Below are 19,761 nucleotides of genomic sequence, written 5' to 3' on the forward strand. Positions count from 1 at the left end.
ACCACGACTTCCTTTCGCTTGGCGGCTGAACCGTCAAATGCCGGCGCTCAAGTCCAGACGCATACGATCAGCGCTCCTGGCCCTTCATCTTCGAAAGTGAGTACAGATGAACTTCGTCTTAATGAATCGCGTGCGTCAACAAACGGATAGCGTGGACGCGCAAGATGCCTCTCCGGCCGACTCGTCGGCAGAGGCGGCGGCCTTTCACCGGCAGCTGAGCGAGGTCGCTGTCCCGTCCTCTCCCGTGCTCATGCAGGTCCGCGCCCATCAAGCGGATGCATCGCGATCTGAGGCGCGGCCCATCATGCGGGCGAGCGGGCAACCATATACGCCGGCTACGCACGGTGAATGCGGTGGAGCGATGCTGAATGCGTCGGCGCTGCCGCTCGGCCATGTAAATTTGGCCTTCGCAGGTAGCAGCATGGATCCTGTTTATTCCGAAGATGCGTCTCTTATTGAGGGGCTCGGGCCGGCACTCTTCAAGGCTGGGGCCTCCGAGCGCACCGTCAGGCGCAATGTACGTTGTCTTCTCGGATTGGGGCATTGGCTCGTAAAGAACGGAAAGCCGGGCATTGCTGCCCGGCTTTCCGAAGAGTCGCTGGACAAGGATGCCCAGGAGTTCGGCAAGCAGGAGGGGCAGGCCATCGCTACGCCACTGGATCATCTTCGAGCCGCCCAATCGCCGGGCGGCATCGCGCCGATTGCAAGCCGGGTTGAGCTGAATCCCTATCCCCAAGATGCGGATCTCATCAAAAGGTACAAGGAAGATGCAGCGTCAGGCACCGCCAACACCGTCAGGACCTATGCAGCTCTTCTTATCGATTTCAGTGATTACCTCCGTGAAAACGATAAGCCCGGCATTGCTGCTCGACTTGGCGACGGCTCGCTGGATAATGATGTCAGCCAGTATAAGGAGGCGGACCCCCGTGGCCGCAGAAAAGCCGGGGCCGCACTGGCTCATCTCCTGAGGTCGCCGGCGGGTGCTAGAGCGATCGAGCTCCGGCCTCATATTCGCCCCGTTCCTGATCTCGAAGACGCGGTTCGCGCCGAGCCGAGGCGGACCCGGGCCGCGACTGCACAGCACAGCGGCTCGAATGGAGCTATCAGCTGGCCGGAGACTCTGCCTGCGAACCAGCAGGATCTGCTTTTGGAGACGATGGACGGACCCAGCTCCTCGCCGCCTCTCGAGACAATCGCGCACCATCAACAAGCAGCGGATGCAGGAGGGTCTTTTCGTGACTTGAACTTTTCCCGCGACGACCATGGGGTTCCACCGCGGCATAGCTTGGCATTGGATCCTGCAGAATCCCTTCGCCCCTTGAACTGGCGCCACCATGATCACGAACTGTCGGATGAACGTCACAGGAACACCCTCGTGCCAGGCGAGCAGGTTCTCATCAGCGATGAGCATGATACAGGGGAGTTGAGATCAGCGAAGAGGCAGAAGACGCTAAGCAACCCCCAGGGCGTCGCCGTTGAGCGGCAGCTGGTGCAGACCCCATCCCATCAACTGGCGGCGTCACCATCGCAGAGGCAAGCGCCGATGCCGTCGCGTGCGCACGAATACGCCCCAGCGGCACATTCAGTAGCGAGGCATGTCCGAGACACCGCTAGGCGGCACGACGCATCGCGTGACGCCGTCAGGAATCAGCTTTCGGTGATGGTGGAAGGCGGCCCATCATGGTCCGTCTTGGTCCCGCCTGAGCGGCTCCAGGGGGCAGAACAAGCCGGACCGCAGGAACCCGCCGGGTCCACCTCAACTTGGTCACCGCAGATGCCGCTCGACTTTGATTGGAGCATGTGGCCGAGCTCGGAAACTGCGTCATCCTTGCCTGTCCCAGCTCAGCTTCCATCCAGATCGTACCAGTTGCGTGATGATGCTACCTTTCGGAACACACTGAACACGTTTGCGCCCGAAAGCCTGCGGTCGTCGGACGGACTAATCGGCGAGCAGCTCCCGGGCGAAGACGAGGAGCTCTTGGCGAAGTTTCGTGTAGACGCCGAGCGGCGCAAGCTCACCCCAGGAGCCATCAAGAACAGTGTTTCCGGGCTTGGGATATTTGTTCGCTGGGTCAACGCAAGTCATAGGGGCCCGTAGCTTCTCGGCTGCGAGGCGGTTCATCGCTGGATGAGGAAATTGCGGCGTACAGGAGCTTGGGGCGGGACCGTCAGAACAGCATCAAATCGAATCTGAATGTTCTCCGGCGGCTCTTGCGTGGGAGTGAAGAAGCCGAAGCCCCCGAACCCCGAGTCCTTGGTCGCCCCCGTCGCGTGGTTCCTCATCCCGAAGACGCCACCTTCATCGAGGGAGCGCTCGGCCAAGCCTTGAACGATCTTAGAACCACGATTGCGGCGCAGAGGCAGTCTGCGCAGAAGCGGGCTACACGTCTTCGTGCGCTGAGTGCGTGGCTTAAAGAAAACGGCAGGGGGAGCATAACTGGGCGACTTAACGGCTCTAGCAAGGAGCAGTTAACGCTGGACAACGATGTGCTAGCGTTCCAGCGGACTGGAAGCAGAATACACGGTCCCGATTTGTCGCATCTTCGCAGCTACTTAAAACTCATCGAGGCGAACCGAGGGCTGGGGTTGCCAGGCCCTGAGCAGCCGAGCTCGCCGGCCGCGCAGTGCGATCGGCATTCCGGCTCGGCGCAGGATCTTCCCTCAACGCCAGCCAGCGCGGGAGCTTGGGCTTGGTTGGGTGAACAGCTGCAAGAATCAGCATCACCATCCAGGCCCCCGTCACATGCTAAGGGCAGGCTTGAGCCATCTGTTGATCTGAATGCGCCGACGCCGTCCGAGTTGCGCGACGATGCTCACCTTGAGCCAGCGCAGGCTGCCAGGGCTCGTTCAAGCACCTACGCTGGTCTTGAGCCATTTCTTGCTCTGAATGCGCCGACACCGTCCGAGTTGCGCGACGACGCTCACTTTGCGCCAGCGCACTCTACCAGGGCTCCCTCAGACATCTACGCTGGTCTTGAGCCATTTCTTGCTCTGAATGCGCCGACACCGTCCGAGTTGCGCGACGACGCTCACTCTGCGCCAGCGCACTCTACCAGGGCTCCCTCAGACATCTACGCTGGTCTTGAGCCATTTCTTGATCTGAATGCGCCGACACCGTCCGAGTTGCGCGACGACGCTCACTTTGCGCCAGCGCACTCTACCAGGGCTCCCTCAGACATCTACGCTGGTCTTGAGCCATTTCTTGCTCTGAATGCGCCGACACCGTCCGAGTTGCGCGACGATGCTCACTTTGAGCCAGCGCAGGCTGCCAGGGCTCGCTCAAGCACCTACGGCGGTCCTCCATTGGTTGATCTGACTGCGGCCACGCCGTCTGAATCACGCGACGATGTTAATTCTGTGCCGGCGTTTCCGAGCACCTCCTACGATGCTCAGATCGGGGCTTTAGGTCCGACAGCCTCGCCTCACGGCCGCGGGCTGGTGCTCGAGGACACGGAATGGCTGGGCGACGAGCATGTCCTGAGAGATTACCAGCTCCTGGCGCAAGAGTTGGGGGGGGACAATCCGAATCTCGCCGCCCGGACGCGGTTCGTGGATCCTCTCATAACCCTTGTTAGCCTGCGCTTGGGCACCGAGAGCGAAATGCTACGCGCATTCCAGCGCATCGTCCATGATCAGAATGGTGACGACACAGCCGACTTCCTGTTCCTGCCAGTGAACAATGCCCGTGCTACGAATCTCCCCGGCACCCATTGGTCGTTGCTGTTTGTTGATCGCCGCGACCGCGAAAGGCCGGTTGCCTATCGCTACGACTCCATGGGGGAATACAACAACACGCCCGCAGCAGAGCTCGCAGCAAGGCTGGGCGCCCGCCTGGAGTCACGCGGCATGACCCAGCAGCTGAACACTTATGATTGCGGCGTCTTCGTGGTGGACGGCACGCGGGCGCTGGTTAGGCAATTGGAGCAAGGACGAGCACCACACCTGCTGAACCTCAGCAGCCTCGTTGCCAATCGGCAGGCGCTGCAGAACCGACTCAGGGGCTGATGTCGTACGCATACGACGAAGACCGCCTGATTGAAGCGTGCGCGCGGGCACGACGAACTCTATGATGGTTTGCGTGAAGGTCAGGCGGCTTGCTGACCGGCGGGCTCGGCGCAGGAGCTTCCATTCCCAGGGCAGCAGTTCGTGCAGATGCGATGCGGGAAGATCGGCGATACGGGCGAGGACGTCGGCGAGTCAGGCCTTGGGATCGACTTTGTTGAGGCGACAGGTCGTGATGATCGTCAGCATGATGGCGGCACGGTCGGCGCCACGCTGGCTGCCGGCGAAGGTCCAGTTGCGCCTTCCCAAGGCGATGCCTCTCAATGCGCGCTCAGCACAATTGTTGGTCAAGCAGATCCTGCCTGTCATTCGGCCCAAACAGGGCTCTGCGTCGAGGGGGGATGTCCCGATCGGTGTTGAACTACGTCGGGCCGACGTTGCCGGAATGAATGTTACGCGGCCCTCGTAAGGGCCGCACGCAGAACCGACAATTGCTTATGCGCCTTCAATCGTCGGAAGCCCTTGTTGGCCTCGATCATGCCGGCCGCGACCCATCGCAAGGCCATACCGGCATCGCGCCAGCGTTTGATGTTGCGCGTGACGCCGCGAATGGTGCCCATCATGTTCTCGGCGATGTTGGTACAGGCGAGCGATCGACGAAGCTCCTTCGGCAGCTTCAGCCGGACGACAGTCAGGATTTCGTCGAGGCCTTCGAGGATGCTCGCCGCTACACCGGGCCATTGCTGGTCGAGTCGACGCGCGAGATTGCGGATCAATTTTTCAGCCTTGTCGGCGTCATTGAGCTCCCAGGCCTGGCGCAGCACCCGACGGGTGGCCGCATGATGCTCTTTCGGCAGGCGTTCCATGATGTTGCGCGCCTTGTGGATCTGGTAGCGCTGGATCGCAGCGGCCGAATCGAGGGTGCGGCGGATCGCCTTCGACAACGCCTTTCGTGCGGTCGGCGATGAACAGTCCTGGCACCGTCGGGTCGAGCCCGCGCGAGACCAGGTTGTCCAGCAGGGCCTGAACCGTTACGGCATTCTCGATCGCCCCTTCCACCAGCGCCAGCGGATGCTTGTTGCCTTCGCCGTCAACTCCGATCGCGGCGACCAGCACGAGATCGTCGCCGAGATGCAGCCCGTCGATTTGGACCACCAGAAGGTCGAGCGTGGACAGATCGGCGGCCATGAAGTCAGCCAGCTGCGCCGCCGACAGCGCTACGAACCTCCGCGAGGCCGCCGACTTCGAAACCCCGATCCGGGCGGTGCCGGCACGTCACCCTCGGGCAGCACGGCCGAACCGGAGCGTCGACACATTGATCAGCATCAGGTTCATCGCCTAGCGACCCAGCCAGACCCTCCTGCGCCGCCGTTTCCCAGTTCGGGATCGTGACCTCGCCGCCATCCACGCCCCGGACCCGCGGACGCTCGACCTCGATCTTGCCGCCGTGGAAACCAATCCGTCCCCGCGTTCGACCCCAACGGTGCGCCCGCCGCGCCGCGTCGCGACCGTGGCGCGGCCCGCAGGCCGCCACAACATCCGCCTCCATCGTCGTGCCGAGCGCCTCCATCCCTGCCGCAAGGCAGAACCGATCGAAGCTCGCCCGCACTTCTGCAAACGCTTCGTCCACCGCCCCGGTCGCCGACGAACCAGCCGGTTTGATATCTCTCGTCATGGCGTTGCTCTCCTTTATGGAATCAGCACCCCGAGCCTACCGGCTCAAGGGTAAGCGCGAATTTCTCCGCACCTTTTGCTTTTGAGAGTCCTGATGCATGAGGTGTCCACCAAAATAGGTGGACACCTTGTGATGAGCGACGATGATCAGAAACTGCGGGTCAGGCTTGTCGGCCGGAACGGTCGCCGGCGCTACGAGGCGGCATCGAAAGAGCGTCTTGTCGCGGCCTGCCTTGAGCCTGGGGTTTCGGTATCGAGGCTTGCACTCGAACATGGGGTCAACGCGAACCTCCTTCGGAAGTGGATCAAGAAGCACAGCGCGACCAGGTCGCTGCCGCCGTCCTCACGCCCGGCGTTCATCCCGGTTCAGCTTGAGGGGAAGTCCGAGCGGGACCTGTCGCGAAAAGACAGCGTGGCGACGGTTGATTTGCCGGCTTACGATGAAGTGCGTGGTTCGGAACCCAAAGGGACTCCAGCTTTTTGTTCTCCGGCCAAAGTGAGCGTGTCGCTGCCGAATGGCGTGAAGCTCGCGCTGGAATGCGGCGATGTGGATGCATTGACGGCGATCATCGGAGCGCTGGGCGATGTTTAGACTGGGCGATGACCTGCAGGTCTATCTGCACCGTGAGCCGATCGACTTCCGGGCTGGCATCAACAGCCTTGCGGTCCTGGTCCAGGAGACGATGGCGCTCGATCCATTCACTCCGGCGGTTTTTGCGTTCTGCAATCGCCGTTGCGACCGGATGAAGCTTCTGTTCTTCGATCGGTCCGGCTTTGTACTGGTCCTGAAGCGGCTGACCGAAGACAGGTTCCGATGGCCGCGCCGCCAGGAGGCGATCGTCACGCTGACGACGGAGCAATTGCACTGGATCCTTGACGGCATCGATATCGATGCGATGGTCCGCCATCCGGTGCGGCAATATCAGGTTGCCGGCTGAGCTCTCGAGTTGAGCGGTTGACGCGTCGGTACGGTTCAGATTCAAGAATTCGATGAATCGAACCGGCGATCCGAGTGTTGAAGTGCTGTTGGCACGCATTGCTGCGCTGCAGGCGGAGAACCATCAACTCGCCGACCGCGTCGCCAAGCTCGAGGAAGAACTGGCGCTGGCACGCCTGCATCGTTTTGCGCCGCGCAGCGAAAAGCATGTTGATCGTCTCTTCAATGAAGCCGAGCAGGCCTCCGATGAGGAGGACGCCGGCAGTGAAACGAACAATATCGCCGAACTTCCGGACACGGGCTTGCCACCCGTCGAAAACACAATGGGAAAGAAGCGCGGCCGCAAGCCGCTGCCGGGGAACCTACCTCGTGAGCGCGTCGAGTATGACCTGTCCGACGATCAGAAGGCGTGTCCTTGCTGCCGTGGCCAGATGCATCGCATGGGCGAGGCTGTCACCGAGCAACTTCATATCGAGGTGAAGGCGAAGGTTTTACAGAATGTGCGCTTCAAATATGCGTGCCGCCATTGCGATCGCACCGGGATCCACGCCCCTGTCGTGACCGCGCCGATGCCGCCGCAACCATTGCCGGGCAGCGTTGCCACGCCCTCGACGCTGGCGTTCGCGCTGGTTCACAAATATGTCGATGGCACGCCGCTCTACCGCCTGGCGCAGGCCTTCGAACGTGCAGGTGTTCCTGTCAGCCGCGGCGCTTTGGGCCACTGGGTGATTGGCTCGAGCGAGAAGCATCTGCATCGCATCTACGACGCCCTGAAGCTGCGGCTCAGATCACAACCTCTCATCCATGGCGACGAGACAACGGTTCAGGTCCTCAAGGAGAAGGACAAACGGGCCACCAGCACATCGTACATGTGGGCTTATCGCAGCGGCAAGGGCAGCCACGAGCCGATCGTTCTTCTGGATTATCAGCCGGGCCGCGGCCAAATCCACCCGCAAGCCTTCCTCGGCGATTACCGTGGCATTGTAATGAGTGACGGCTATACCGCATGGCGCACGCTGGAAGGGGCCACCCACATTGGATGCATGGCCCACTCCCGGCGGCGCTTTGTCGATGCCCTCAAAGCCAGGAAGAAGGGCGGCGGTCCGCCCGAGCAAGCGCTGCGGTTCTTTGAACAGCTCTACCGGGTTGAAAGGCGGGCGTGGGACGGAATACCGGAGAAGGGTGAAACACAGGCCTACTGCATTCGCCGCTTCCGCCAGCAACATAGTGTCCCCATCCTCAATGCTCTCAAAGTATGGCTCGATGACATGGCCCCGAAGGTCTTGCCTGACAGCAAGCTCGGCGACGCCGTATCCTACACCCGAAACCAATGGGAATATCTGACGCGCTACACCGGGGACGGCAGCATGCCGATTGACAACAATCTTCTGGAGCGCGACATCAGGGTTTTTGCAACTGGCAGGAAGAGTTGGTTGTTCAGCGATACCGTGGACGGAGCCAAGGCCAGTGCCGTCGTCTATAGCCTGATGCTGACCTGCCGCGCCTCACGTGTCGAGCCGTTAGCGTGGTTGCGCCACGTCCTCACCGAATTGCCTCAGCGCGCCGGCGACGCCGATATTACAGACCTGCTGCCCTTCAACTTCCACAAAGCCGCCACTGCCTGAACGGCTCGGTATCGCCCGATACCAGGGCAATCCATCAAAACCGCCGGCGTGCGAAGAAAATCGCGCTTACGCTCAAGGTGGGCAACGCCGACCTCTTCAGAAATTCAACAGAACCCGGGACATCCCCCCGAACTCTCCCCGCGCAGAGCTTTGTGCGGATCGGCACGTAGGCCCACAGCATCGTCCGATATTACGGGAGTGGATGTCTGCGTATGCGAGTTGTTCGGTGCCCGTGACATCCTGGAAGCGATGTAGAACCGACCAGCTTGCGCAAGAAGCGACTTAGAATGGAGGACAATTTTGAGGTGAGCTCTGAATTGAGGGCAGAGGCGTTCAGTGATGGTAGCGGCCGGTCAGGAGACCTGGTTCGCAAACTGACCCTTTATTCGTTCGGCCTCTTCCCTCGACAGTTTCTCGGGCCCAGTCCCCGTTTCTTAAAAGAGCCGGCCCCTTGCGTTCTCGATCGTAAACCATCCAACCTTTGGTGCCCTGACGAACGATGAACCGTTGTGCTGCCTCCAGTTGTACCTAGAAAAGAAGCTTCGACACGGGCAAAATGCCTAGGGCGAGGCGTTGGGCTGCCGAGAGCCAGAAATCAACTCAAGACCCGATCATGACCTGTGCAAAGCTGCAGTGGGCGGCTTTATGAGGATATCGAGCGTGGCGCGCTTCTCCGGTAAATGCGACGATCGCGGGGATGCTGCTGATCAGATCCGCGCTTAATTCCTTGGGGGTGCCGGGTCGGCGAGCTCTAGTCGAAGCCTATCCGCGCGCTTCCGCCGTGCTCGGTTCCGGCGCGGTACGAAGTATTCGAGGCGCCAAAGATTGGAGGCATCGGAAATTGTTCGTCCCGTCGTTAACGGCCGAGCAGACGCCGTTGAGGCAGTGGTGTTCCGACTTAGCGACGAGTCGTCTTACATTGCATTACCGGTTCAGAGATGGTCGTGGATGGTAGTCTCACGATCGGCGTCCCACAGAAATCTGAAGCGCCCGAGACAATTTTCTGATTGCTATCGACTGAATGACGCGAACACACCGTTTTCGTGCGCGGTTGTCAATTATGTCAGTTGCGGCCACGTATCCAAAGTATTATGTCGCTCGATCCAATTACGCGCCTTGGATAATGTGGGTTTATCGTGCCAGCCAGCATGGTAGTCGAATTCGCGGATGGACTGTTCAGCAGTTCGTCTGCGAATCTCTTCGCGTCAGCCTCGCTTGGAAAGGTTCTGGTTTCTCGAATGGGGTATCGATTTGGCCCCTTCGACTGGTTGAAGGAAACATACCAAGTGTGTTGTAGCCATATCCTTTTCGTGCTCATCGGCCGATGATGGTGGTCATACCTCCATCAGCAGTCAATTGCGAGTATTGGTAGTTGATCGTTTGCGGCAATTGTCGTCGATGAAGGGGCTTGACTATTTGGCAGGTCGTCGGATCCACCCAGCGCAGAAGGTCGGCAAGAAGATCAGGTTACACCGGCAGACTTGACCACGCCTCGCGCCGCGGAAGCCTGAACAGGTTCAGGCCACGCCTGCTGATGTCCTCAAGCTGAAATGTGCCCACCAGGATGCGACGCAGCCGGCGGCAGCGAAGGAGGGTGTCATAAGGAATGTGTAAGCAGGTTTCTGTGAGTTTACCCTACCGAGGAGACTCACATGACGACGATAACACCTGAACTGCTTGATCAACTGCTTGCTAACTATGAGAAGCCCGAGGACCTGACCGGAGACAACGGGCTGTTCAAGCAGCTGAAGAAGGCGTTGATCGAGCGCGCGCTCGCCGCCGAGTTGAGCGAACATCTCGGCTATGAGAAGGGCGATCCGGGCGGTCGAGGGACGGGCAACAGCCGCAATGGCACCAGCAGCAAGACGATCCTGACCGAGGACGGCGAGATCGAGATTGCCATACCGCGCGACCGCGCCGGCAGTTTCGAACCGCAGCTCGTCGCCAAGGGCCAGGACGCGGTTCGATGGCTTCGACGACAAGATTCTGGGCCTGTATGCCCGCGGCATGACGGTGCGCGAGATCCAGGGCCACCTGGCCGAGGTCTCACCCGATCTCATCAGCCGGGTCACCGATGCCGTCCTCGATGAGGTGCGGGAGTGGCAAAATGGCCTTCGTGTCCCGGAAGGACCGCAAGGCGATCCTGCCCGCGATCAAGGCGATCTACCGGGCCGAGCACGCCGATATTGCGCTTGTCCGCCTCGAGGAGTTCGAGGCCGAGTGGGGCAAGCGCTATCCAGCGATCGGAGCGGCCTAGCGGAGCGCCTGGGATTACGTCGTGCCATTCTTCGCCTTCGCACCGGGCACCCGCAAGATGATCTACACCACCAACGCTGTGGAGGCGCTGCATCGCTCGTTGCGCAAGATCATCAAAACGCGCGGCAGCTTTCCAAACGATGACGCGGCGTCGAAGCTGCTCTATCTCGCAATCAAGAATGCCGGCCTGCGCTGGCGACGCCCGGTCGAATGGACCTCCGCGATGGGCCAGTTTGCCATCCGGTTCGGCGAGCGCTTTCCGGGAACGACGCGATGACGAACGGCATCACGGCAACGGTCATGATGGCTCGGCACGCCCCTTCGCCGTCAAGTTCCTCGCCTGCGGCGCGCCGCTCCGCGGCTTCGGGACTTGAACGCTCGGTGCGGCCAAGCAAACTCATCCACCATGCCGCTGATGCCTTGTTCTTGATGCCGGGAGACAAATTCACCCTTCACAGAAACCCCTGACACAAAAGTTCTGACAATCCCAGCGCCAGCGCGGCTCTGGCTCGTCTGCTGCTTTAAAAGTACGGCTTCTTGCTTCTTCTCTTCATACCGCAACTCGTGCGGGCGGTCGTCAGCAGCCGCTCGCACGCTTTTCCGAGGGCGCGACTAGTCAACCGCGCGCGTCCTGTTCTTCCCTCTCTCTTTTCGTCGTGCCCGTTTGGTACGCGAGTTGCTGAGAAACGTGCGGGCTTGGCTTCTCAAACATTCACACTCGCGACCCCATGAGATGGCCAAATCTGCTCAGCCCAGACTTGCGCTTGGGCGGTTTCTCCAAGGCAGCGCCCGCGTCATTTGTAGCCACCGCAGCAACATACTCAGGAGGCCAAATTCCCCGATCATTCTCGATCCAAATTGCTGAGCTTGAAAGTTGGCTTTGGGCGAGCAACTGAGTTTCTTGATCCGAGACCCCGCGCCGCACAGTTCCCCTATTCATTGGAGGATACCGGAGTCTTACGGATAGCGACGGCGTGCGCCCTCCTCCATATTCTATGCAAGCTAGGATTTTGCATTTCCTTCCTGGGGCTAGAGCCAACGCCGCCCGCATGCATTTTGAGCGGGCGGCGTTGTGCTTTCTACAAACAAACGTCGCAGTTCAGGGCGTTGCCTCGAGGGTCGGCGTCGCGTCTCGCGTCGCAAGCGCACAGGCAGGAAGCTTCAGTGCTTCGCATCACGCAAATTCACTCGCACGTAGGCCTGCTCGTTGCAGATTGATTGCGCGCTTACGCGCGACTGCAACCCTGACACACTGCAAAACTCGAATCGGAATTTAAGTTGTGCATCTATCGAACCACAATGTCGGCTTCTAACCAATCTGGAGGAGCGATCATGGATTCACGAATGGACCTGCCACTGAACTTTCATCCAGCGGCATTAGAGTGTCGGGATCTTGGACGCCAAGTGGCGCGGTTGGAGCAACGAACGATCGGCGAAGCTGGTCGGGGTTGCGTAGCCGATCGTCCGTTGCGGTGAGGTGGGCTGCATAGGCCGCGGGGGATGACATACTACAGCGACGAGTGAGGCTGCCGGAGATTGTCATCGTCGACCCAGTTGGCGATCTTGGCGCGGGCGCCGCCAAGATCGAAGAACAGGGTCTCGTTGAGCAGCTCATCGCGCATCCGGCCATTGATGGGGAAGACGGCCCCGCTCCCTCGGCGCCGGCGATATGCTGGCGATGGACGAACCCGCTAACAGCCAGCAGTTCACCAATGGAAGTCGCGACAATTGGGTTGGACGTTTCGGAGCACGTATTTCACATCCATGCCGTTGATGGCCAAGGCCAAGTGGCCTGTCGCCAACGCCTCCGGCCAGGCGAGATCGTGTCGTTCTTCTCCTCGCTCGTACCTTGCCTAGTCGGCATTGAGGCCTGCGCGACTGCTCACAACCGGGCGCGGGAGATTCGCCAGTTGGACACGATGTGAGATTGATCCCGCCAGCCTATGTTAAACCCTACCTACGAAGAGGAGCCAAGCATGACGCCGTTGACGCGGCTGCAATCTGCGAAGGGGTCACCCGTCCCAATATGCGGTTCGTTCCAATCAAGAGCGTCGAGAACCATGGCTTCTTGATGCTTCATCGTGCAAGAGGCTTTGTTGGTCCGCCAACGGGCCACGACAGCCTGCGCCACTCGGGCTCATTTTGCTGAGTTCGGAATCATTGCCGGGCAAGGCCGGCAACGGGCGGACGGTCTGGTGGGCTTGTTGGATGACGAGGAACTGATGCTACCGGCCCACGCCCGAATTGCACTAGCCGTCCTTGTGAACCAACTGAAGGAATTGGACCGGCAGGTCGAGGCCATCGAGCGCGAGCTAGCTCAGATCCAGCGAATAAATCCGATGACGAAGTTGCTGTCCTCGATTCCAGGGATCGGTCACATAACGGCCACGGCTCTCGCCGCGACCGTGCCGGATGCGACAATGTTCCGCTCCGGGCGCGAGTTCGCGGCCTGGCTTGGCCTGACGCCTAAGCAGAATTTCACCGGCGGGAAGGATCGGCTCGGCCGGATTACGAACAGGGCGATTCCTATCTCAGGCACTTGCTTGTCATCGGAGCACGTAACGTCGTTCGGTGCCCAAAGGCACGCTCCCGGGTTGGAGGCGGCTGGATCAAAGTCCTGCTTGAACGGCGTCGGACATGGTCGTCGTCGCCATCGCCGTTGCCAACAAGTCTGGCCCGGATCGTCTGGGCGATGACTCTCTCTGGAGGAAATAATCAGTGGCAGGCAGCGAACTTGATTGCACAACATTCGACCGATCTTGATCTGAGACCGACAACATGCATGAATTAGATTCTCTTGTTAATAGAAGCACGTCCGCTGCGCAACCTTCGCCAATAGAGACTTTCGATGGAAGCTCGTCCCGTCCAATAATTGAACTCTTCAAAGGCATCGAACAGATGTTGGCGCCTCTATTTCAACGTTCTTACGAATGGGGCTCGAAGGAGTGGAAAGTCCTATGGGATGCAATCTTGGAGCAGTACGAGCACAATCAAGATGCGGTACTGGCTTCGATTTCACAAGCGCAATTGTCACGGCGCCCAGCACGATCAGCCGGCTTCGCTCCGGGCCCTTATCAGCGCAATTATGGGCCATGCAGGAGCGGCCCCAAGGTCAGCGTCTTCTTCGTCCAGAGCTCGGACGAAGTTGCCGGGCAGTCCTCTCAGGGGCCTCAGTTAAATCGGACGCCAAATGCCCACGCTGCTTTGCTTTACATTTCTGGATCTGAAATGCGGGTCAGCATCTTCACGTGCGGTCCCGCCCGCTTGAAGATCGGCTCCCAAAAGGCATAGGCCGTCTCGGCGAAACTCGCGCTTATGCTGAACTTCGTGAGCGCAGCCCGATATGCGGCCTGTCGCCCGCAGCCTTGCCTCTCGACAAGGTGCCAGATGAATTGACCGACCTGGCGCGCATACGTGCTCGGACGAGCTCGGTGGTTGGGTACGATCTCAAGCCGCATGGTCCCGGTGTCGCGCGTCTCCGGTTCGATGAGATTGGCAAGCCAAATGAAGATTGATGGATCAATGCTCGCAGCATAGCCGTCGCGCTTGAGCTGCTGATTGATCATAGAGAACGCGCTAGCGGCTTCTCTGAAGCATTCGCTCAGGATGAAGTTCGCCTGATTCTCCAGCTTGCCGCTCTGAAGATCGTCCAGCAATCTGACCGCCTCGTCAGTGAGCCGCCGCATGTATCGCAGTTGCGGCTGCCCCGCGCCGTCGGCAGGTTCCTTCTGCACGATCAACTCGGCCGCATCCGCGGGGAACTCTGTTGCGGCTTCTTTGAGAGCGGTCAAAAAGTCGCCTTCAAGACCGGAGCGGCCGATGTCTTTCGGTGCCGCTTCCCTCCCCACCCGTGTCTCTACGAGATTGGCAATCTTCACCATCATCTCAGTCGTAGCGTCGGAATCTAGAAGTTCGTCCTTGCGCGGCGCCGCCGCATTCCGAGATTCAAGCACCGCAACGGCACCCGGAGCCGTCGCTTGCCTCGCAAGCATTGCTTGATCAGGCGTCTTCTCTCCTGTGTGCTCCGATCGCGGATTGGAAGCGGCAATCCCGCTGGACAACACAAACAGGCCATCGTCAACGGCTCGGCTCGCCGCCGCGGTAAGCTCCACCAGCGAGCGTCGCGCACAGCGCGTATGGCTAGCACGACGCCTTTTTTTCGTGTGGCTCATGATCTAACGACCCCTCGACAAGCGTTTTCAAGACCCAGCGCCAAAGCTCACGAACTTCCTCCGAGGCTCTTCCCTCTTGTGCAAACTCGGTTACGCCTAATCCGGCCCCAAGCGCGTCCTGGTGGACATTGCGCTGTCCGACATAGGGATGCGCAAGCACTCCGAGCGAATTGAGGGACGTTGCAGCTTCACTCAAGCGGCAGCCCCGCGGTGGCGTCTGATTGAGGACGAAAGCGAATCGGCGGTTGAGCCTACGAATAGCAATCAGTGTCGGTATCGCAGCTTCGATGTCGGCCAGACTCGGACGCACTGGGATCAGGCAAAGATCGCCCCTCGCGATGGCGAGCACGGCCATTGCATTGTTCGTGGCGGCGGTATCGATGACCGTAAGCCAGATTCCCTCAGCTTCAAGGCTGACGAGAGCCACTTCTAGTTCGGCGGGATCGGAGATCCGAACGACCCGCGGATAGGGATGGCAACGCCGCTCTTTCCATTTTGAAATCGTGCCTTGTGGATCCGCCTCGACAATTGCGACGCGCTCCCCGTTCCCCATCGCCGCGACCGCAATGCCAACCGCCAGCGTGCTTTTGCCGCTTCCGCCTTTTTGGGTGACCAGAACAAGGACATGCATATCCTGCGCTTCCCGGATGACAACGAGATGAGACGCATGAGTCGTCGGCTGCATGGGCGTCAGTCAACTACCAACCTTGGGAATTGATGGAGAGGACGGGCACATGGCAATCTTCGTCCTATACCCGTCAGGGACGGTCGATACGAAGCTGGGTTTAGAGAATGAAAAAGGTCCTGCTGGGCACGGTAGCCCTGATCGCGCTGGTTGCCCCTTCCTCTGCCGCTGATCTGGCCGCGGGGCCCTACGTCAAAGCGCTCCCAGCGGTCATTCCAATCTATGATTGGAGCGGCTTCTACGTCGGCATAAATGGCGGCGGCGGCTCCGCGCATCAATGCTGGGACGTGGTCAACGCCGGAGGCGCGATTGTCGCTCCGCCCGTCGGCATAGGGTTGCCATAATGCGACGGGAGGCACGGTCGGCGGTCAAATCGACTATCGCTGGCAAATAGCCAACTCGCAGTTTGGCCTGGAGGCGTAGGGCGACTGGGCCGATTTCAAGGGCTCCAACGCCAACCTCGCTTTTGCAGGCGTCCAGGATGAATCCAAGCTTGATGCATTCGGCCTGTTCACGGGCCAAGTCGGCTATGCCTGGAATAACATGCTGCTCTATGTGAAGGGTGGCGCTGCGGTTGTCCGCGACAAATACCGGGTCTTCGATTTTGCGACTGGGCTGACTATCGACAACGGCAGCGAAACTTGTTGGGGCGGCACGGTAGGGGCGGGCCTTGAATTTGGCTTCGCTCCGAACTGGTCCATCGGCGTTGAGTACGACCACCTGTTCATGGGTCATCGGGACGTGGACTTCTTTTTTCACCTGGACTCGTGGGTGGTCCGGCGGCCGCTTTCGCGGGGACTGCCCGTATCAGTCAGGACGTCGATATCGGTCTGGTCCGCCTGAATTACCGCTGGGGTGGCGCGGTCGCCACGACATATTGATCTTCGCCGGAACGGAAGCGTTCGATCACACGGAGCGCTAGAGACAATCCTTGACGCGCGTTGCTCCTCTCTCAAGGTAGTCATCTGGAACGCAAGTTCGCCACATAAATCGGCGCTGGGACCTCTGAAGCAGAGCGCTTGTCGCAAATGCAGGTGTGAGAGGCCGGCCGATCGCGCCGTTGGTGCTAAGTCAGCAGGAGCGGACGTACTTGGAGAGGCACGTTCGTCGTCACCACGTTGCCCGCTCGCTATCTGAGCGGTACCGCGCGATCCTGTGGTGTGCGGACGGCTTGCCTTAGCAAGTCCGTGGCTGCCAAACTCGGCCTCCATGAACACACCGTTGCCAAATGGCGCCATCGCGTTTTGAAGGATCGCTGTGATGGTCTGCTTGAAGAGGCGCGCCATGGCTGACCCCGCACCATCAACGCCGATCAGGTTGCCGCGGTGATCGAACGAACGTTGCGGCTGACGCCAGCCGACGCGACGCCCAGTCGATCCGCTCGATGGCGGCGGAAACTGGCTTTTTCCACACCACGATCCGCCGCATGTGGGCGGCGTTCGGCTTGCCGCACCGTAGCCAGACATTCAAGCTGTCGAGCGATCCGCTGTTCGTCGTCAAGGTGGGCAATATCATCGGCCTTTACCTATCCCAAACCGAGCCCTTGTCCTCAGCATCGATGAGAAAAGCCACATTCAGGCACTCGATCACGAGCATGGACGGCTTGCGGGCAAGCAAGCGCGCAAGCCAAGGATTTGCGGTCGAGCCTTTACGCATTGCCCAGCGCACGGCTGCGCTCGCACCGATGATTAATAGTCGGCGCAGAGTTCGTTCGCCCATGCGGGATGTCTCGCCGAGCTTCTGCTTTCCGCCCGTGGAGCGCTGCAGCGGGGTGAGCCCCAGCCAGGCCGCAAAGTCGCGTCCTCTCCTATATGCCCGAGTCGTCGGCGCCAGGGCCAACGAGCGACCGTCGCTGTGATGGGCCACATGCCGCTTGGTCGCGATCCAGGTCAACATGGTTACTTTTGTATATTGACCTCGATCCTGGCAGCCGTTTGGCGTTGCTCCTTCAGCGAAGCCTCTTGGCCGGCTCGGGCAGCGTCCATGCCAGGCGCCGGACAGCGGCCAGTGGCAACTTGTAGGCGATGGTCTCGAAGCGCCCGAATGTATTGATCTTGATGAACTCGTTTTCCCCTGTCGAATGAACATAGCTATCGCGTTTGCCGCAAGCAGGCTTAATGCCTTCCAAGCTCGAAACCTTGTCGCTGCAGCTCCCCAATACTGTTATGCGTTTGCATTTGCTCGTTCGTCTGTTCGAGGTGGGCGCCGTTCGCTTTGAAATCCGGATCATTCTCCAACCGCTTACCTAACATGTTCGGGCGCCTGCGTCTCAATTGCAAGCGGCTCTCAAGCGGAGAACGAACTGTATACCGAGACAGCCGTGCCATTCCTCCTCCACCGGTTCGATGTCTAAACGGCGATCCGACTCAAAACTTGGCCTGAAGAGGGTCGCGGGTAACGCTGGCAGCCCTTTCTGGCTGCGGTGGTGCTCAAAATGAGGAGATGTTTGGATCCTCACGAATGTTGTCAGCTTTGACCCAACATCAACAAGCGCCGCTCTGTCCAACAGAGAATGTAGTGCTTGCAGAAGGACTTTCAGTTCGGCACGTCGCTTGCTTTGCTCAGAACACCATCACACCGCGACGAGGGGACGATGCGGAGAATGCTGTGCTGCGATAGTGCGCGACTGCCGCCTGCTGCTTCCGGTCTTCGCACCGTTCTCCGCCGCAGCGCCTCTCACAGCCCCACGCGCTCGCGACCTTTCTGCTGCTCGAGCAGTTATTCGCGGCGTGCTCTTCGCGGAAGCACCGTTGGCGCTCTATGGCACTGCGATGGCGGCGGTGCTCGCCCGCGATTGCGGGAGCGAGGCGGCATTTCGCCGTTCGGCGCAGGCGGGTCGAGCGCCGCTCACTCTCCGACTATGGTAACGACTCTGGTCGATGGCGCGGCGCTCCCTTATCGATGGCTGCGGCACGGCGGATGATTCTTGTGCTCCTGCTGCGGCTGCAGCGTGTCCACAAAGGGCGGAGCTTAAAAGTGCGGTGGCGCGGCGGATTAATAGCGCGCGTTGGACAGCGGAAGACGGGGTGAGGAATGCGTGTTTGCGAAGTCGCCGTCGTCGGCCTCGGGCTGATAGGAAGCTCTGCGTTCCATTCGCTGCTGCGTCGTGGGACCGACGTGCTCGGATTCGACCCTCTTGTCTTGGGCGAGGCTCGCGGCTCGTCGCATGGCTCATGCCGAGTGTACCGACGCTTCAATTTCGAGAGCGCGGCCTACACGGAGCTAAGCGATGCTGCCTTCAAGGGATGGCGGATGCTGGAGGCCGCCAGTGGACGGACAATCCTGATGCCGACTCATGTACTCGAAGCAGGACCTCCCGGATCGAAGATGGTGGCCGACTCCCGCGCTGCCGCGCTGAAGGACGCCGTCCCCGGTCCAGCCACGGGAGCGGAAGCAAACGCCGCATTTCCCGCCTTCCGGCTTCCCGAACACTGGGATGTGGTCGTCCAGGAAAGCGGCGGGATCCTATTGGCCGAAGCTGCGATCCGCGCATTTCGCGAAGGAGCCGAGCACCGCATCATTCTGGCTCCGGCCCGAATACGGCCGGTGGCCGCCGGCATCCGTATTTCAATGCCCCAAGAGGTAATCTTGGCCGAGAGGGCCATCATCGCGGCTGGACCGTGGATTGCCGGGCTAGTCCCGGGACTTGCACGACACTTAAAGATCACCCGACAAACGGTCGGTTGGTTCAAGCCGGCCAAACCGGAATTGGTGCGTTACGGTGAGTTTCCGGCGTTCATTGTCGAAGGGGAGAAAGGAGTGGTATACGGCTTTCCCGATTTTGAGGGACGAGGCGTGAAGGCTGCACAGCATGACCATGGGCCGGTCGTGGGGGCAGACGCCTGGCACCCGCAGCCGACCGACGCAGAACTGGAGACTGTTGGATTGACGCTCGCCGAATTGGTCCCCGGAGCGGCGGGCCCAATCGTCGAGCGCGATATCTGCCTCTACACGAACACGCTCCGAGCAGACCTGCGACCGGACGAGGGCAACGAATTCATCATTGACCGACTTCCGGCCGATCCCCGCATCATCGTCGCCTCGCCTTGCTCCGGTCACGGTGCCAAGTTCGCCAGCGCGATCGGTACGATGCTCGCGGATTTGGCGCTCGATGCGAAGCTGATAGCGCCGAAGGCATTCCAATTAGACCGGTTCAGCGGCGTCGAGCCGCCAAGCTCCTGACAGGTCAATGGCGTCCAATTCTGGTATTGCAGACAATGGCGTAATTGCGGTCGTGGGCTCGGGAACCAATGGAGCTCCCGCAAACAACCGAGTCGCCCGCAGCTCTTGCTGGCCGATTCTAGCGGTTGATTTTGAGAGCAGCACGAGATGATGCAGGTTGCTTACAGTCCAGCGCAACTCTTTGCTCGGCGTAAGACGTCCGTTCGCAGGACGTTCGCGGCCTCGAAC

Annotated in this window: 8 protein-coding genes and 9 pseudogenes; 10 read left to right on the forward strand and 7 right to left on the reverse strand. The window is 60.2% G+C overall.

Annotation, left to right across the window (positions count from 1 at the left end; genetic code table 11):
* The first annotated feature begins 106 nt into the window (after positions 1 to 106).
* Together HU230_RS43960 and HU230_RS43965 are read left to right on the forward strand one after the other, a co-directional pair.
* Positions 107 to 2,098, forward strand: coding sequence for a hypothetical protein (locus HU230_RS43960; protein WP_338077335.1), 1,992 nt, complete (start codon positions 107 to 109; stop codon positions 2,096 to 2,098).
* Between the two features lie 1,076 nt (positions 2,099 to 3,174).
* Positions 3,175 to 4,005 (forward strand): annotated as a pseudogene (locus HU230_RS43965) (Ulp1 family isopeptidase); the annotation flags it as partial.
* A 114-nt stretch (positions 4,006 to 4,119) separates the two neighbouring features.
* Here HU230_RS43965 and HU230_RS41130 read toward each other — a convergent pair.
* Positions 4,120 to 4,365, reverse strand: a pseudogene (locus HU230_RS41130) (transposase domain-containing protein); the annotation flags it as partial.
* Between the two features lie 89 nt (positions 4,366 to 4,454).
* Positions 4,455 to 5,677 (reverse strand): annotated as a pseudogene (locus HU230_RS41135) (IS256 family transposase).
* A gap of 132 nt (positions 5,678 to 5,809) precedes the next feature.
* On the opposite strand from HU230_RS41135, the gene tnpA reads away from it, so the two are divergent.
* The 4 genes and pseudogenes from tnpA to HU230_RS41155 all read left to right on the forward strand — a co-directional run bounded on the left by tnpA (position 5,810) and on the right by HU230_RS41155 (position 10,771).
* Positions 5,810 to 6,268: an IS66-like element accessory protein TnpA gene (gene tnpA / locus HU230_RS41140; protein ID WP_166073826.1), complete on the forward strand. Its 459-nt coding sequence runs from the start codon at positions 5,810 to 5,812 to the stop codon at positions 6,266 to 6,268.
* Positions 6,261 to 6,614, forward strand: a complete 354-nt coding sequence (tnpB, locus tag HU230_RS41145; RefSeq protein WP_166073804.1) for an IS66 family insertion sequence element accessory protein TnpB — start codon at positions 6,261 to 6,263, stop codon at positions 6,612 to 6,614. Before tnpA ends, tnpB begins: the two co-directional genes overlap by 8 nt.
* Before the next feature lie 52 nt (positions 6,615 to 6,666).
* Positions 6,667 to 8,238 (forward strand): IS66 family transposase, encoded by a 1,572-nt coding sequence (gene tnpC, locus HU230_RS41150; protein WP_166213725.1) that lies wholly within the window; start codon positions 6,667 to 6,669, stop codon positions 8,236 to 8,238.
* A gap of 1,652 nt (positions 8,239 to 9,890) precedes the next feature.
* A pseudogene (locus HU230_RS41155) lies at positions 9,891 to 10,771 on the forward strand (transposase).
* Positions 10,772 to 11,824: 1,053 nt separating this feature from the next.
* On the opposite strand, the pseudogene HU230_RS41160 reads toward HU230_RS41155, so the two are convergent.
* Positions 11,825 to 12,137 (reverse strand): annotated as a pseudogene (locus tag HU230_RS41160) (integrase core domain-containing protein); the annotation flags it as partial.
* Positions 12,138 to 12,206: 69 nt separating this feature from the next.
* On the opposite strand from HU230_RS41160, the pseudogene HU230_RS44305 reads away from it, so the two are divergent.
* Positions 12,207 to 13,285 (forward strand): annotated as a pseudogene (locus tag HU230_RS44305) (IS110 family RNA-guided transposase).
* Between the two features lie 418 nt (positions 13,286 to 13,703).
* Here the strand turns inward: HU230_RS44305 and HU230_RS41170 are convergent.
* The gene (locus HU230_RS41170) at positions 13,704 to 14,666 is read right to left on the reverse strand and encodes a hypothetical protein (protein WP_210284302.1); all 963 of its coding nucleotides are present in this window, start codon (positions 14,664 to 14,666) and stop codon (positions 13,704 to 13,706) included.
* Positions 14,635 to 15,351, reverse strand: a complete 717-nt coding sequence (locus tag HU230_RS41175) for a ParA family protein (RefSeq protein ID WP_224924242.1) — start codon at positions 15,349 to 15,351, stop codon at positions 14,635 to 14,637. The genes HU230_RS41170 and HU230_RS41175 overlap by 32 nt, the downstream gene beginning before the upstream one ends.
* Positions 15,352 to 15,458: 107 nt before the next feature.
* Here HU230_RS41175 and HU230_RS41180 point away from each other — a divergent pair.
* Both HU230_RS41180 and HU230_RS41185 read left to right on the forward strand, forming a co-directional pair.
* A pseudogene (locus HU230_RS41180) lies at positions 15,459 to 16,232 on the forward strand (outer membrane protein).
* Positions 16,233 to 16,387: 155 nt separating this feature from the next.
* A pseudogene (locus tag HU230_RS41185) lies at positions 16,388 to 16,944 on the forward strand (helix-turn-helix domain-containing protein); the annotation flags it as partial.
* On the opposite strand, the pseudogene HU230_RS41190 reads toward HU230_RS41185, so the two are convergent.
* Positions 16,939 to 17,160, reverse strand: a pseudogene (locus HU230_RS41190) (transposase); the annotation flags it as partial. The pseudogenes HU230_RS41185 and HU230_RS41190 overlap by 6 nt on opposite strands.
* 139 nt (positions 17,161 to 17,299) lie before the next feature.
* Positions 17,300 to 17,479: a hypothetical protein gene (locus HU230_RS41195; protein WP_176533518.1), complete on the reverse strand. Its 180-nt coding sequence runs from the start codon at positions 17,477 to 17,479 to the stop codon at positions 17,300 to 17,302.
* Positions 17,480 to 18,384: 905 nt separating this feature from the next.
* Between HU230_RS41195 and solA the strand changes: the two genes are divergently transcribed.
* Positions 18,385 to 19,533 carry an N-methyl-L-tryptophan oxidase gene (gene solA, locus HU230_RS41200; protein WP_176533517.1) on the forward strand — a complete coding sequence of 383 codons (1,149 nt, stop codon included), beginning with the start codon at positions 18,385 to 18,387 and terminating at the stop codon, positions 19,531 to 19,533.
* Positions 19,534 to 19,761 lie beyond the last annotated feature (228 nt).

Source organism: Bradyrhizobium quebecense (assembly GCF_013373795.3).
GTDB classification, from domain to species: domain Bacteria; phylum Pseudomonadota; class Alphaproteobacteria; order Rhizobiales; family Xanthobacteraceae; genus Bradyrhizobium; species Bradyrhizobium quebecense.